A 13,078-nucleotide genomic window follows, 5' to 3' on the forward strand; every position below is an offset into this window, starting at 1 on the left:
GCACTGCACCGGGCCCCGGCTACACAATCCGCTGCAGCTTGCTTAACACCTCGAAAAAATCCTTCAGCCGTTCTATCCCGATTTCACGCTCTACAGCTGCTTGGGCCTCCTCCCACAAGGGCATCGCCTCATCCAGCTTGGTTTGGCCGCCGGCGCTTAGGGAAACGGATTTTTTCCGGGAATCCGCTTCATCGGGCTTTACCTGGACGTATCCTTTTTTGCGGAGGGTCTCCACATTCCGGGTCACGGTGGTCTGGTCCATCAGGGCCAGCTCCGCCAGCTCGCCGATGGAGATCTGGGGATGGGCGGAAATATCCACCAGCAGCCCGAATTGCGCCGCAGGCAGCCCTGCGGGCAAAAAATGCCTGTCATAAAATTGCGTCACCGCTCTGGCGGTCATCCGCATCTGCTTGCATGCGCATTTATGGACGGAATGGCCTGCTGCCATACTTGTCACTTCCCTCTTTATGCTTCCAGCTGCAGCTCCTCCCGGACGGCTTGGGCCATACGGCGGATTCCGTCATGGCTGCTGCCGCAGGCCTGTAGAATCGGGTTGCGGTAGCCATCCCGGTAATTGTTGCGCATATAGTTTAACACATTTATTTTCCACTTCCATAATTCTTCCGGGGATAAATAGAAAAATTTGGGCTGGATCTTTTCCCGGTATGTGTCCTCCGTCAGCTCCAGAATCCGCTCCGGCTCCAAAAGCTCCGCCACCTCCGGCAATCCGGGGAAATCCAGGGTCTCCTTCCATTGGTTCCGGTTCATGGGACAGGCATCCTGGCACAGGTCACAGCCGTAGATGCAGCTCCCGAAGCTATGGCGGAGAGGCTCCTGCCAGAGCTCGCGGCCGCCGAAGGTGGTCATGTAGGAGATACAGGCGGCGGGCTGCATGACGTATGGTGCCGACAAGGAGCGGGTGGGGCAGGCGGACTGGCATTTGGTGCAGTTTTTGGGGCATGGGGGCAATACTTCCTGCTGGCGCAGCTCCATCTCTCCATCGGTCAGCCACGCCTCCAGATGGACCCAGGAACCACTTTTGGTGTAAAGAAAATTATTCCGCCGTATGATGCCGAGCCCGGCCTCCAGAGCCGCCCAGCGCAGGCCCACCACACCGAACTTCCGGTTGCCGGCGGTGCGCAGCCCCAGCTCCTGCAGATATTCCTCCATCAAGAGACTGCTTTGGTATTCCGTGGTATTGGCATCCGCCCGGACATCCGTCAGATAGGTTTTGGCGATACGGCCCTTCACCTGCTCCGGAATCCGGTACTTGCCGTAAGGCATGGCCAGGACCACCACCGACCTCGCCCATGGGAAATGGACCAGTGGCTCCGTCAACCTCTGCTGGTTCCGGTAAAAGGGCACGGATTCCGGAAGCTTCTCCATCCGCTCGAGAAATTTATCGCGGTAGCCGTCCATAGCCCCAATAGGAATAATGCCGCAGCCCTCATACCCCAGCTCCTCCGCACGCTGCCGGATCAGCTGTTCCTTGGTAAGTGCCATGCCGGTGGCCTCCTTTATATGTATATGCATATATAGTCCGTAAATGATTCGCTGCGTCAAACAGTGAGGCTCGCAGCACCCGTCATCCGGTTTATATGTATATGCATATATTATTCCTGCCTGCCACAGGTGTCAAGCGGACTCCTGCAGGCAATCGGCGCGAGGAGGCGGAGGTCCCAAACACAGCTGTGTATGATTTTTCATATACAAAATAGGAAAATTTCCGCGAACAGGTCATTAAACACGAATTTTCATATATAATTCGGCCGATATGACCGCACCGGGCTATTTATATATGAAATTTCGAGTACGATCGCTCCCAACGGCCCGAATTCCAAAATTAAACACGATATTTCGAGTTCATGTATTTAACACTTACTGGATACCACTTCCGTTTACTCCCACCCTCTGGTCACTCTAATCCGTATCGCCAAATACTCTGGTTCCCCTCCCCGCTTCCCTCTTCGGCTTCACCGGAGACTCCGGCACGGCTTTCAGATTCATCCTGTTCAACCCTCACGCTTTGGTGTATTCTGGTAGGAACAGAAAGGCAGGTTCCGACCATGAATGAGACCTTAAACACAACACCCAAAGATCTAAGCACCTCCTCCAGCAGGGCAAAATCCGGGGCGCGACTGATCCTGATTCTCGGGGCCCTGTCCGCCTTTGGGCCCTTGTCCCTGGACATGTACCTGCCCTCGCTGCCTGCCCTGGCCAGGGATTTAGGCAGCGGCGCCTCCCAGGCCCAGCTCAGCCTCACCTTCTGCCTGCTGGGTTTGGCCGTAGGCCAGCTGCTGGCCGGCCCCTTAAGCGATGTGCGCGGACGGCGGGGTCCGCTGCTCATTAGCCTGGCGGTATATTTCGCCGCTTCCCTGGCTTGCGCCTACAGCCCAAGCATCTGGGCGTTCTGCGCCCTGCGCCTGATCCAAGGTCTGGCGGGAGCGGCAGGCATCGTCCTCAGCCGGGCCGTGGTCCGGGACATGTACACCGGCACCGAGCTGACCCGCTGCTTCGCCATGCTGATGCTGGTCAACGGCGCCGCTCCCGTCCTGGCCCCCATACTGGGCGCCCAGCTACTCAATTGGACCTCCTGGCGGGGCATCTTCCTGATCCTGGCGGCCATCGGTATCATCATGCTGGCCTCCGTCTGGCTGTGGCTGCCGGAAACCCTCCCCCGCGACCGCCGGGCACGGGGAGGGCTGCCCCAGACGCTGGCGGCATTCCGGGACCTGCTCCGGGACCGGCGTTTTGTGGGGCTGGCCTTGTCCCAAGGCTTTATGTATGCCGCCATGTTCGCCTACATTTCCGGCTCCCCCTTTGTGCTGCAGGATCTCTACAAGGTTTCGCCGCAAGGCTTCAGCCTGGTGTTCGCCGTGAACGGCCTGGGCATTATCCTGGCCGGACAAACCGCCGGCAGACTGGCGGGCCGGGTCCGGGAGGAGCGGCTGTTTGCTGCGGGCATCGCCATGGGACTGGCCGGCGGGCTGGGCCTGCTGGCTTCGGTGCTGGCGGATGCCGGGCTTGCAGCCATCCTGTGCTGCCTGTTCCTGGTCGTCTCCAGCATCGGCATTGCCTCCACCTCCGGCACCTCCTTGGCCATGGAGCACTACGGCCATGCGGCAGGCAGCGCCTCCGCCCTGCTGGGACTGGTTTCCTTCATCGCCGGGGGAATCATCAGCCCCCTGGTGGGACTGGGCGGGCAAGGAACCGCCCTGCCTATGGGTGCGCTGATCGCCGCTGCGGAGGTCGGAGCGCTGCTATGTTACGTCAGCCTGGCAAGCGGCACACGCAGAAAAGCCAGCCGCCGGACCTGACCGGAAACCGGCGGCGGTTAGAAGTGGCTTTTGGCATGAATAAGGGTATAGTTACATAAGCAAGTATGGTTCCGAATGGGAGTGTCCAGGTCCAAAACTCAACTTCGTTGGAGGGATCGCGCATGAAGAGTCCGGTTCAGCTTGGCTATACCTTGGGAACAAGCCTGCTGCTGTCTGCCGCAGCTTACTTTTATGCATCCAATTGGGGGGCGCTCAGCCGCGGGGAAAAGCTGGCGCCTCTTCTTGCTGCCATCATCTTGATGTATGCGCTCTCCGAATTCTTCGCACGGAGACCCGGCCGGGCGTTTCTCAGCCGTCTTTCCTTATTGGCAGGCTGTCTGTTTTTCGGCGTGGGTGTTGCCCTGGTTGGTCAAATGTATAACTCCCATGCCGACAGCTACACCCTCTTCGCGGTCTGGCTGATCCCCGCTCTGCTGCTGGCTGTAATCACACGCTGGCCGCCCTTTTCTGTGCTCAGCTTTATCTTGGCCCATCTGGCCTACCTGCTGTATTTCTTCCCGGGCTTCCGCTCCAGTGCAATTTCGGAATGGCGCATCGTCAGTGTTCTGCTGGCTGCAGCAGCCGTGAATCTGGTCATCCTCTTTTTGGCAGAACGCCGTCTGGTTGCTTCACCGGCCATCAAAGCCCTGTCCTTTATTACCGCCTTTGGCTTGATGCTGTATGCCTCCAATTCCTTCTTTCTTGAGAGCCTGGGCGTTTGGGTGAACCTGCCCCTGTTCCTGCTTCTGGCATTCGCCGCCCCTTACTACTACCGAACCCGTCAAAAATCCTTCCTGCTGCTGAGCGGGCTGTTCATCTCCATTCTGGCCATCGTAAAATATACGGAGCTGCTGATTCATTTCCTAGACGAAAGCTTCATTCTGTGGAGCCTCATCTTCGTTGTGTTATTTATCTGGGGAAATGTCCGTTTCCTGAATCTGGTCCGCTCCTCTCCCTCCGCCGCGGCGGAGGACAATCCAAACAGCGATGCCGTTTCTGCGCATAACGCCTTTACCATGTGGGCCTCCCGGATCCTGGCGGCAGCGGCGATTGCCATTGCCACAGTGCTGGGAACAGCTGTCATCATCGGCTTCCTCGTCCTCATTCTGGAGATTGACCATCCCGAATATGCCATGTGCGCGCTAGGCGCCATTGCCACTATAGGAGCCATTGCCGCCGGGAAGCTGAACGGAGTCGTACGGTACACCTTTTTGACCTGCGGCATGGTTGTGGGAATGTCCTCCGGCATTATCCTGGACAGTTTTCCGGTTCTGCTTTTCTTCTTGCTGACGGCGGTGGGGGCATTTGTCTTTATTCCAGGCACCGTTCAGAGGATTTACTGCCTGGTTGCCGGTGCGGTGATGGGCTGGGTGGTGCTGGATTGGATGCTGGACGGCGACCTTCCGGTGTTTTCCGCCTTGGGCGCAGTTCTGCTTATACTCCTGCTGGCCGCTTGGCTGCTCATCAAACAGCCTGGCGTGCGTTGGCCATTGTTATACGGAGGGTATCCGTCGTTTTTACTGGTCTTTTATATCCTCACCTTTATTACCGAAGGAACGGCCTATTATCTGATGAACGGACTGTTTTTCCTGACGGTTACGGCCGCCGTGCTGCTCAGCCTCCGTCGGTCTCTGACGTGGGTTTATGTCATCAGTCTGATTTTCTGGACCGCATTCCTGGTGTACAAATATTATGATTTGGCCTGGAAGCTGCTCCACAAATCCTTCAGTTTGGCCTTGGCGGGTTTAATCTTGCTGGGATTGACCCGGCTGTACGAAAGAAGGCTGGGCGACAGCACGGAGCTGTCCGCTCTGTGCACAAACCGGCGGCGCACTACCGTATGGCTGCTAGCAGCGGTAACCCTGCTGCAGCTCGGATTTCTCTCGGCGCAAACCGCCCGCAGTGAATGGCATCTGGCCCATGGCCAAACCATTAAGCTGGAATTGGCGCCTGTGGACCCCCGCTCCATGCTGCAGGGGGATTACGTGATCCTCTCTTACGAAGTTTCCCGTCCGGAATGGGACGAAGCACAATGGAACAGACTGGAGTCCAAAGGCAAAGCAGCCCTGGTGCTTGCTCCCGATGGGGCGGGGGTTTACCGCCTGGAGAGGCTGTACGAGGAAGGCAGTTCTCTTCAGGAAGGGGAGGTGCTGATTCGTGGCAAATGGGACGGATACCGCGGCTTTGATTTCGGCATCGAGCATTATTTTATTCCCGAGGGTACAGGTATCGATCTGGTCAACCAGGTCCGTTACGCTGAGGTGAAGCTGTCCTCAAAAGGCGATGCCATCCTGGTGCGGCTGACAAACGGATAGGCCGTACGGAAGCTTCCCGTTGAATCATGCTCAGCTTGCATTCGAAAAAACCGCCCCCAGGCTCGTTCCCGGAGGCGGTTCTGCTTGTTTATACCTTACATATTCCCGGTGTCAGCGGGCTCCTCCTGCTCCACAAAGGCCTTCAGGAGCGACAGCTTGTCCTCCCAATAGGCTTCGAAGAACACCAGCCATTCCCTGACCTCTGCCAGAGGCTCCGGCCGCAGCCTGTAGCGGGTCTCCCGCCCCGTTCTCCGGGAGCGGACAAGTCCGGCATCGGATAAGACATGCAGATGTTTGTTCACCGCGGTGCGGGAGATAGGAAAATGCTCCGAAATAGCGGCAATGGGCAGCTCCTCGTCCGCCAGCAGTCTCAGAAGCTTGCGCCGTGTCGGATCGGCGATAGCCTGGAACACATCATGCCTGAGAGCGGGTGCAGCCACGGTTAAGCCTCCACGTACTGGACAAGCGCCTTATGCACAATGCTCTCCCAGCCGCCGTCCATAATGCCGCGGATAACAGGATGGGGCTGCCCGAATTCGGTGAGTTTGTCCGCCTCCCAGCCGGAATGGATGAGGGTAAACTCCGTTTTATTATCCTCCAAGGCCACCAGCAGAAACTCCAGATGCCAGTCCTTCCCCCAATCGAAGCCCAGCTTGTTAGGCGGGTCCACCTCGGTTACCTTGCACGGAGAGTCGCCGAACTGCCCAGATTTCAGCACAAATTCATGTCCGGCCACAGGCTCAAAGGTATTCTCCATCCACCAAGCGGCAATACCCTGGGAGGTAGCCACCGCTTTCCACACCTTATCGACGGGTGCGTTCAAAATAACCGTTTTCCGGATTTCCGGCATTGTTCCCTGATGCTGCATCTATGTTCCTCCTCTAATCGTGACACCTATAGGTTTCATGAGTATAATAACACCCTATGGTTTCATATTGCAAATAGAACCTATTCCCAGCCCTCTGCAGCGCTGGATTAGCGTGGCCACCGGTAAGCAGGCACATACCGGAGCATAGCCTGGAATAACACGCTCCATTGGCGCAGGGTCAGGGAAGCCGCAGACTGGCTCCTCTCCGCTTCAGCCTCCCTCAGGACTACCTTTATTTGGGCCGCCGTAAAAATCAGCTTCATCGGTTCATGGATAGGATGCCCGGCAGCCTTCAGGAGAAAACGGGCAAAGGCGCAAAATCGCCCGTATTGCCCTTGCGGCAAAAGCGGCTCCTTCCTTCGCTCCACATAGAGAATGCTTCCATCCACCTTGGGCGGCGGCGAAAAACAGGTGCGAGAGACCAGCCCTCTTTTTTCCATATGGTAATTCATCCTCCATGCCAGCACACGCGGATCCGTACAGCTCGATGCTGTAAAGCGGATGGCAGCACCTTTTTCCACAATAAAAGCTCCCCGCTGCACATTCCAGCTTTCCCGTCCCAACAGCCTTTCCAACACCTCGGTAGTAATGGCAAAAGGCAGATTCGACACGGCAGTAAACGGCCGGTCCGGCAGCTTCATTGTTCGAAAGTCCCCTTGGTGCACGGTGATATGGGGAAAAGCTGCCGTTTTTGCCCGCAGGCTTTGCACAAATTCCGCATCCCGCTCTACGGCAATTACCTTGCCGGCAACAGCCAGAAGGGGCAGAGTCAGCGCCCCTTTCCCTGCACCAATCTCCAGCACGGTATCAGCAGGACCTGCTGCTGAGAGGCGGACCAGCTCTTCGATGGTTTTCCGGTGGTGCAGCAGATGCTGCCCGGAGAAATTGGCGGACACGGCGCGGGCCGCCCCGGTACTGGGTTTATTCCGGTTTCGTTTTCTATTCATTTCAAGCCACTCCCCATTGGTAACTTCCCGAGTCTAATAAAAAAAGCAGGCATCTGCCTGCTGCGGGAAAAACCGTTGGTGGGCCTAAGCCTCCTATAAAAAGACGTACCCGAATAAACCGGCCTGTTGGGCAGGTGCGGTTAAATATCGGCACTCCTGCAGCGTGGGCTGCGAATGCCAACAAAAAAAACGCCAAAAAGAGGCAGACCTGTCGTCCCCTCTCCCGGCGCTTCCTGTTCACGGGTATCCTCAAATGGGCAGACCGATTCCGTTTTGCTCCGCGTGCAGGCAGAGCCCTTGTACATGTTTAGTTGCTGCGAAGGCAATGTACAAAACGAAATCTTCCGTAAGAAATAACACCCATATGAGAACAACCCTCCGTTCCTCCGGGCGTGTTTGCAAACACGCCCTTGATGCTTGCAGCATATCATGCCCGTACTGGCGCGGACAAAGGAAAGTTTTCCTATACCTGTTGTTTCGGCTCCGGCTCCAGCTTAAGGACCTCGGTAAGCATCAAAACCGGCAGCGCTTGGCCGTATGTCATGGGACACAAGGGAATGCGCCGGTAATCGTCCAACGTCGCTCCCATGCCGGTGCCGTAGGATACCTGCCCCACCGTGCCGTCTTCGCCGATTTCCTGGATCACCGCCAACGCCGCTTTTTTTCCCACCGTAAGAAAACGGGGCTCCAGATAACCCAGACGGACCGCCTTCAGAATCCCGTAAGCAAATCCCGCGGTACCTGAGGTTTCCACATAGCTGTCCGGATCATCCAGCAGCGTATGCCACATGCCGCCTTCATGCTGGAGCCGCTCCAAAGCAGCAGCCTGGGCCTTGAGGGCGTCAAGCAGGAACCATTTGACCCCTGCATCCAGGTCCTCCACAATGTCCAAATAATCCACCACGCCCGCCGTGTACCAGCAATTCCCCCGGGCCCACAGCGCTTCGGCAAAATGATGGTGTCCTTGGAAGGTCCAGCCGTGGAACCAAAGCCCGGTTTTGCGGTCGGTCAAATATTTGATATGGACCAGGAACTGCCGTACGGATTCGGCCAGATAATCCTCCCGTCCAAACAGCTTGCCCGCCCGGGCCAGGAACAGCACCGTCATAAACAGGGTATCGTCCCACAGCTGTCCATCATTGGCTGCACCGGACACCACATGCTGGAGGCCCCGATCCTCCGTACGCGGCATCTCCTCCATCACCCACTGGGCCCACTCCCGGCACAAAGAAAGGAAATCCTCCCGTCCGGTTTCCGCGGCCAGGAAGCTTAGGGTCAGCATGGGGCACATGGTGTTGACGTTCTTCTCCGGTAGGCCCCTTCTGATGTTGTCCTCAAACCAGGCGATCAGAAAATCCCGTATCTCGGTTTTGCCAGTTTCCCGATAGTAGGCGTACAAGCCGTACAAACCTACTCCCTGAGCCCATTCCCAGGTATCCATACGAATGATACTGATGGGGCATTCCTCCTGAAGCCCCGTAACGTTACCCAAATGCTGCATTCTGGCGGCCACCTTATCGGTCAGCGCACAAATGGTGTTTCTGTCCATGTCCTTCTCCCCTTTGCCTTTCCGGATGGCTTCATTATACCGGGGGCCTGACGATGAATTATTGCATTATTGGAGGTGTTTCTTGCTTTTTTGTGATACGCTTATTAAAAAACACCCCCAAAAGTGACGTGAAGCTTTGAAACGAAATCCGGATACTTTTGGGGGAGCCCCCGACTACATTAATCCCCCAAAAGTGACGTGAAGCTTCGAAGCGGAATCCGGGTACTTTTGGGGGAGCCCCCTGACAAAATACGCAGGCAGCACCGAAGGGAGACTCCTTTGTGGCAATGGACAAAATCAAAAACACCTACACCGAGGATATCCGGCTGGAGCATAATATTGGTGCGGATTGGACCATGGATTATTACCATTTTCATAATGTGTACGAGCTTTATCTGGTGGTGACCCCCGGCGCGGAAATGTGGGTGGGCAACAAGCAGTACCTGCTGGCCCCTTATGATCTGCTGCTACTCGGCACGAATGATCTGCACCGCTCCATCATCCATGACCGGGCCGGTTATGAACGTTACATTCTTTATTTCAATCCCTTCTATATCACGTCCATGAACACCGGCTCCACCAATCTGCTGGAAAGCTACATGCGCCTCCGGGCAAGCGGCAGCCACCGGATCAATCTGGGACGGGAGTGTGCAGCCCGGCTTGCGGGCATGCTTGAAGAGCTCGGGGCGCTAGTGAAGCAAACCAGCTACGGGTCCGATGTCCGGATGCGGATCCAACTGGCTCTGATCCTTCTGGATCTGGAGGAGCTGACGCGACCGGGAGCTGCCCGGGGAGAAAGCCCGGAGCAGGAGCCTCCCGGATACCCGCTGTTGAAGCCGGTTCTGGATTATGTGGAGGCCCATTATCCCGAAGAGCTCAGCACGGAGGAAACAGGGCGGCTGTTCGGGTTTAACCGGCATCAGTTGAACGAGCTGTTCCGCAATATGACGGGGTTGTCCTTCCACCAATACCTGGTTCAGTTTCGCATCGTAAAAGCCAAGGAGCTGCTGGAGGCGGGCAGCATCTCCACCACTGAGGCTTGCCTCGAAAGCGGCTTCCGAGACTACTCCCACTTCATCCGCACCTTTAAGGAGCTGGTGGGCATGCCGCCGGGCAAATACGCCAAACAAGCCGCCGCCGGAAAGTGGCAGCCGCCTGGGGTATAGGGGCGGGACAGGCCTCGGAAACCGGGCGGCAGCGAACGCCGGAATGAGCCGGCGCACGGGATGAGGCTGCGTCTGGCAACCGACTGGAGGCGACGGACTGGAGGCACCGCCACATGGAATGGGCTGGATTGCGTTTAGCGGCCGCACGTTCGTCCCCCGCGCTTGTCCCCGCGATTTCTCCCACGTTCATCTCCCGCTCGTGCCTCGTCCATCCCCCGTTTGTCCCCGCGTTCATCTCCCGCTCGTGCCTCGTTCGTCCCCACGCTTGTCTCCACGTTCGTCCCCGTGCTTTTCCCTCGTTTGTCTCCGCGATTTCCCCCACGTTTGTCCCCGCATTTTACCCTTCTCTCTGGCTAACGGCGGCCACAGCCGTTATTTGCCGCAAATCCGCCTCGTTCAAAATCTAACGGCGGCCAGCGCTCTTATTTCGGATAGAAGCGGCCAAAACCGCCTGTTTGGAGTCCAATAAGAGCGCTCACTTCCGTTAGATTTTGTGAACCCCCGTTTTGTCCAGAATAGCGGCTGTGGCTTCCGTTAGAAAATCTCCCTGCACCTCCTCACGATACGAAACGGCAAAATGCAAAGAATTTTGCTCCGTTCTGTTTCAAATTAAATTAAAACGGGTAATGAATAGGAGTTTTGCACCCAGATCCGCTTCAGACCATGGAAGGAGGCGACTGAATGAAAGCTCTTATTTGGCTGTTGTTAAGCGCACTATTCGGATTCCCCGCCACAACAGACTACAATGCATCAATGTCAGACATTCCGTTGCCGTCCGCCACCTCTGCAGCGTCACCTGCAGAACCATCAGGCCCGGCAGCCACACCGTCACCAACCGTCACCCCGTCTCCCGCATCATCCCCATCGGGCACACCCTCGGGAGGAGGCGGACCAGGAGGCTCCTGGGTTGGCGGAGGAGGCTCAGCCCCAAGCACCCCGTCCCCATCATCGTCTGCCACCACTGGGACACCGACGGCAACGGCAACGCCATCACCGTCAGCAACTTCTCCTGCTGCTTCCCCCGCCGCTCCGGTAGGCGGAATTCTGAAGGAGGAAGCGATCTCCACGTCACCCGATGTCCGCAAGCTGACCTTTAAGAGCAACGCGTTGGGTAAAGACAAGCGCTTCAACATCTACCTGCCCCCGGGTTATGCCGACGGAAGCGATGCTTATCCTGTGTTGTACATGCTTCACGGCACAGGCGGCAATGAAAACCAGTGGATGCCTGACCTGGGACTGGACAAAGCCGCGGATAAGCTCATCAGCGAAGAGCGTATCCGTCCGATGATTATTGTGACGCCTGTATTTGATTTCAGCTACGGCATTAATACGGAGATCAAGGGCTCTTACGGCGATTACATCACCAAGGACCTTGTCGCTTTTGTCGATAAGCACTTCCGTACCCTGGCCTCCCGGGAAAACCGGTACATAGGAGGTTTGTCCATGGGCGGTTTTGCGGCGCTGAACAATGCCTTCCAGCACCCCGATCTTTACAGCAAGGTGGGCGGTCACAGCCCCGCGCTGTGGATGGACTATTGGGCGGACACAGGAGACTTGAAGGATTGGCTCTACCCGGATGAAGCAGCCCGGAAAACCCGGGACCCGCTGTCCCTGGCGGAGACCCTGACCTTCGATAACCTCTCCGTATTCCTCGACTCCGGCAAAAATGACGGCTACCGCTTCTACGAGGGTTCGGAGTTGCTCTATAACAAGCTGCTGCAAAAAGGCACCGACGTGCAATACCACCTTTGGGAGGGTGAGCACACCAAGGACTATTGGAGCAGCCATGTCGAGGATTATTTGTTGTTCTTCGGTGGCAAATAGCGCCTGCTTCGCATTCTGCTACAAAGCGGAGTCCGCGGCGGCTGCGGTTTTCAGCTAACGGAACTATCCGACTCTTAGAAGCGGAATCCGGCGAGTTTCTCAAAATAACGGAACTATGCGGCTCTTAGCGCCTCCAAAATGACCAAACCGTGCACCAAAGCTGCTCTAAGAGCTGCTGAGTTCCGTCAAAACTCAAAACTACCTGTTTCCACCACGTAAGAGCTGCTGAGTTCCGTTAGAAGTCCAGCCTGCACAATCAACTCCGAGTCTCGCTACAAGCGCAGCCACTAGAATGTTTTGCTTGTCCCCCAAACCAACTTGTTTATTGAGCTCCAGCAGCCCACTAAACGAGTTGGTTTTTTTCGTTGCAACCCCTTGACCGAATCGGTTTATGGAGCTATGATTAGCCCATCGACCGATTCGGTCTATTCTGTTTACAGCGAGGTGCACATGTTGGAGAAATTCGAAAGCCTGCCGGCGGAGAAGCAGAACGCTATCCTGAACGGAGCCATGAGCTGCTTCGCCGCCAACGGCTACAAAAAAGCCTCCGCCAGCGACATTGCCGGTGCGGCAGGCATATCCAAGGCCATGGTTTTCCATTATTTCGGCACCAAAAAAGCCCTTTACCTCTACCTGGTCGATTTCTGCTGCCAGATGATGGTGGGTGAAATCCGGGAGAGACTGGACCCGGCCGTCACCGATTTTTTTGACCGGATCAAACAAGCAACAACGATCAAGCTGTCGGTGCTGGGGAAACATCCCGCTATGCTGGGATTTTTGGAGGGCACCTATTTTGAGACGGATGAAGAGGTGAGAGGGGCTGTTCAAGCCTACTATGCCCAAGAGGAATGGGAGCAGGTCCGGACCAGGATGACCCTGGAGAACCTGGATGTGTCCAAGTTCAAGGACACTGCCGACCCGGCGCTGGTGCTGAAGCTGCTGGTACGGTTTGCCTACGGATATCTCAACATGACGAATGGCAAGCTGGATCTGGAGCTGGACAGCATGCTTCGGGAGTTTGAGGCGTGTATGGCCCTAATGAAAACCCATCTGTACAAACCCGAATATCTGTAAAGCGTCCACATTGAGGGA

12 protein-coding genes are annotated in these 13,078 nt (G+C 56.5%); 5 read left to right on the forward strand and 7 right to left on the reverse strand.

Going from position 1 to position 13,078, the window contains the following annotated elements:
* Positions 1-19 precede the first annotated feature (19 nt).
* Together ACI1P1_RS04330 and ACI1P1_RS04335 are read right to left on the reverse strand one after the other, a co-directional pair.
* On the reverse strand, positions 20-448 hold the full coding sequence (locus tag ACI1P1_RS04330; protein ID WP_416215132.1) for a MarR family winged helix-turn-helix transcriptional regulator: 429 nt from the start codon (positions 446-448) through the stop codon (positions 20-22).
* A 17-nt stretch (positions 449-465) separates the two neighbouring features.
* Entirely contained in the window at positions 466-1,503 is a 1,038-nt protein-coding gene (locus ACI1P1_RS04335; protein WP_416215133.1) for an epoxyqueuosine reductase, read from the reverse strand.
* A 563-nt stretch (positions 1,504-2,066) separates the two neighbouring features.
* On the opposite strand from ACI1P1_RS04335, the gene ACI1P1_RS04340 reads away from it, so the two are divergent.
* Both ACI1P1_RS04340 and ACI1P1_RS04345 read left to right on the forward strand, forming a co-directional pair.
* Positions 2,067-3,317 (forward strand): multidrug effflux MFS transporter, encoded by a 1,251-nt coding sequence (locus tag ACI1P1_RS04340; RefSeq protein WP_416215134.1) that lies wholly within the window; start codon positions 2,067-2,069, stop codon positions 3,315-3,317.
* A 122-nt stretch (positions 3,318-3,439) separates the two neighbouring features.
* Positions 3,440-5,632 (forward strand): GDYXXLXY domain-containing protein, encoded by a 2,193-nt coding sequence (locus ACI1P1_RS04345; protein WP_416215135.1) that lies wholly within the window; start codon positions 3,440-3,442, stop codon positions 5,630-5,632.
* Between the two features lie 95 nt (positions 5,633-5,727).
* On the opposite strand, the gene ACI1P1_RS04350 is transcribed toward ACI1P1_RS04345, so the two are convergent.
* The 4 genes from ACI1P1_RS04350 to bglB form a co-directional block, all read right to left on the reverse strand.
* On the reverse strand, positions 5,728-6,072 hold the full coding sequence (locus tag ACI1P1_RS04350; RefSeq protein ID WP_416215136.1) for an ArsR/SmtB family transcription factor: 345 nt from the start codon (positions 6,070-6,072) through the stop codon (positions 5,728-5,730).
* Positions 6,073-6,074: 2 nt separating this feature from the next.
* Complete coding sequence (locus tag ACI1P1_RS04355; protein ID WP_416215137.1) at positions 6,075-6,500, reverse strand: SRPBCC family protein; 426 nt, start codon at positions 6,498-6,500, stop codon at positions 6,075-6,077.
* A 107-nt stretch (positions 6,501-6,607) separates the two neighbouring features.
* Positions 6,608-7,447 (reverse strand): ribosomal RNA small subunit methyltransferase A, encoded by an 840-nt coding sequence (locus ACI1P1_RS04360; protein WP_416215138.1) that lies wholly within the window; start codon positions 7,445-7,447, stop codon positions 6,608-6,610.
* Positions 7,448-7,910: 463 nt separating this feature from the next.
* Positions 7,911-8,996 (reverse strand): beta-galactosidase BglB, encoded by a 1,086-nt coding sequence (gene bglB / locus ACI1P1_RS04365; protein WP_416215139.1) that lies wholly within the window; start codon positions 8,994-8,996, stop codon positions 7,911-7,913.
* Between the two features lie 287 nt (positions 8,997-9,283).
* Here bglB and ACI1P1_RS04370 point away from each other — a divergent pair, with 287 nt between their 5' ends.
* A complete protein-coding gene (locus tag ACI1P1_RS04370; RefSeq protein WP_416215182.1) occupies positions 9,284-10,162 on the forward strand; it encodes a helix-turn-helix domain-containing protein in 879 nt (292 codons plus the stop codon).
* 740 nt (positions 10,163-10,902) lie between these two features.
* Here ACI1P1_RS04370 and ACI1P1_RS04375 read toward each other — a convergent pair.
* A complete protein-coding gene (locus ACI1P1_RS04375; RefSeq protein WP_416215140.1) occupies positions 10,903-11,295 on the reverse strand; it encodes a hypothetical protein in 393 nt (130 codons plus the stop codon).
* Here ACI1P1_RS04375 and ACI1P1_RS04380 point away from each other — a divergent pair.
* Together ACI1P1_RS04380 and ACI1P1_RS04385 are read left to right on the forward strand one after the other, a co-directional pair.
* Positions 11,270-11,986, forward strand: a complete 717-nt coding sequence (locus tag ACI1P1_RS04380) for an alpha/beta hydrolase (RefSeq protein ID WP_416215141.1) — start codon at positions 11,270-11,272, stop codon at positions 11,984-11,986. The genes ACI1P1_RS04375 and ACI1P1_RS04380 overlap by 26 nt on opposite strands.
* A 399-nt stretch (positions 11,987-12,385) precedes the next feature.
* On the forward strand, positions 12,386-13,060 hold the full coding sequence (locus ACI1P1_RS04385; protein ID WP_416215142.1) for a TetR/AcrR family transcriptional regulator: 675 nt from the start codon (positions 12,386-12,388) through the stop codon (positions 13,058-13,060).
* The last annotated feature ends 18 nt before the right edge of the window (positions 13,061-13,078 follow it).

Source organism: Paenibacillus mesotrionivorans (assembly GCF_046098205.1).
Lineage (GTDB): Bacteria > Bacillota > Bacilli > Paenibacillales > NBRC-103111 > Paenibacillus_AR > Paenibacillus_AR mesotrionivorans.

Excerpts from the sequence above, each read along its gene's own strand:
- ACI1P1_RS04330 (WP_416215132.1), bottom strand. The coding sequence starts at position 448 with ATGGCAGCAGGCCATTCCGTCCATAAATGCGCATGCAAGCAGATGCGG.
- ACI1P1_RS04335 (WP_416215133.1), bottom strand. The coding sequence starts at position 1,503 with ATGGCACTTACCAAGGAACAGCTGATCCGGCAGCGTGCGGAGGAGCTG.
- ACI1P1_RS04340 (WP_416215134.1), top strand. The coding sequence starts at position 2,067 with ATGAATGAGACCTTAAACACAACACCCAAAGATCTAAGCACCTCCTCC.
- ACI1P1_RS04345 (WP_416215135.1), top strand. The coding sequence starts at position 3,440 with ATGAAGAGTCCGGTTCAGCTTGGCTATACCTTGGGAACAAGCCTGCTG.
- ACI1P1_RS04355 (WP_416215137.1), bottom strand. The coding sequence starts at position 6,500 with ATGCAGCATCAGGGAACAATGCCGGAAATCCGGAAAACGGTTATTTTG.
- ACI1P1_RS04360 (WP_416215138.1), bottom strand. The coding sequence starts at position 7,447 with ATGAATAGAAAACGAAACCGGAATAAACCCAGTACCGGGGCGGCCCGC.
- bglB (WP_416215139.1), bottom strand. The coding sequence starts at position 8,996 with ATGGACAGAAACACCATTTGTGCGCTGACCGATAAGGTGGCCGCCAGA.
- ACI1P1_RS04370 (WP_416215182.1), top strand. The coding sequence starts at position 9,284 with ATGGACAAAATCAAAAACACCTACACCGAGGATATCCGGCTGGAGCAT.
- ACI1P1_RS04375 (WP_416215140.1), bottom strand. The coding sequence starts at position 11,295 with ATGTTGAAGCGCTTGTCTTTACCCAACGCGTTGCTCTTAAAGGTCAGC.
- ACI1P1_RS04385 (WP_416215142.1), top strand. The coding sequence starts at position 12,386 with ATGATTAGCCCATCGACCGATTCGGTCTATTCTGTTTACAGCGAGGTG.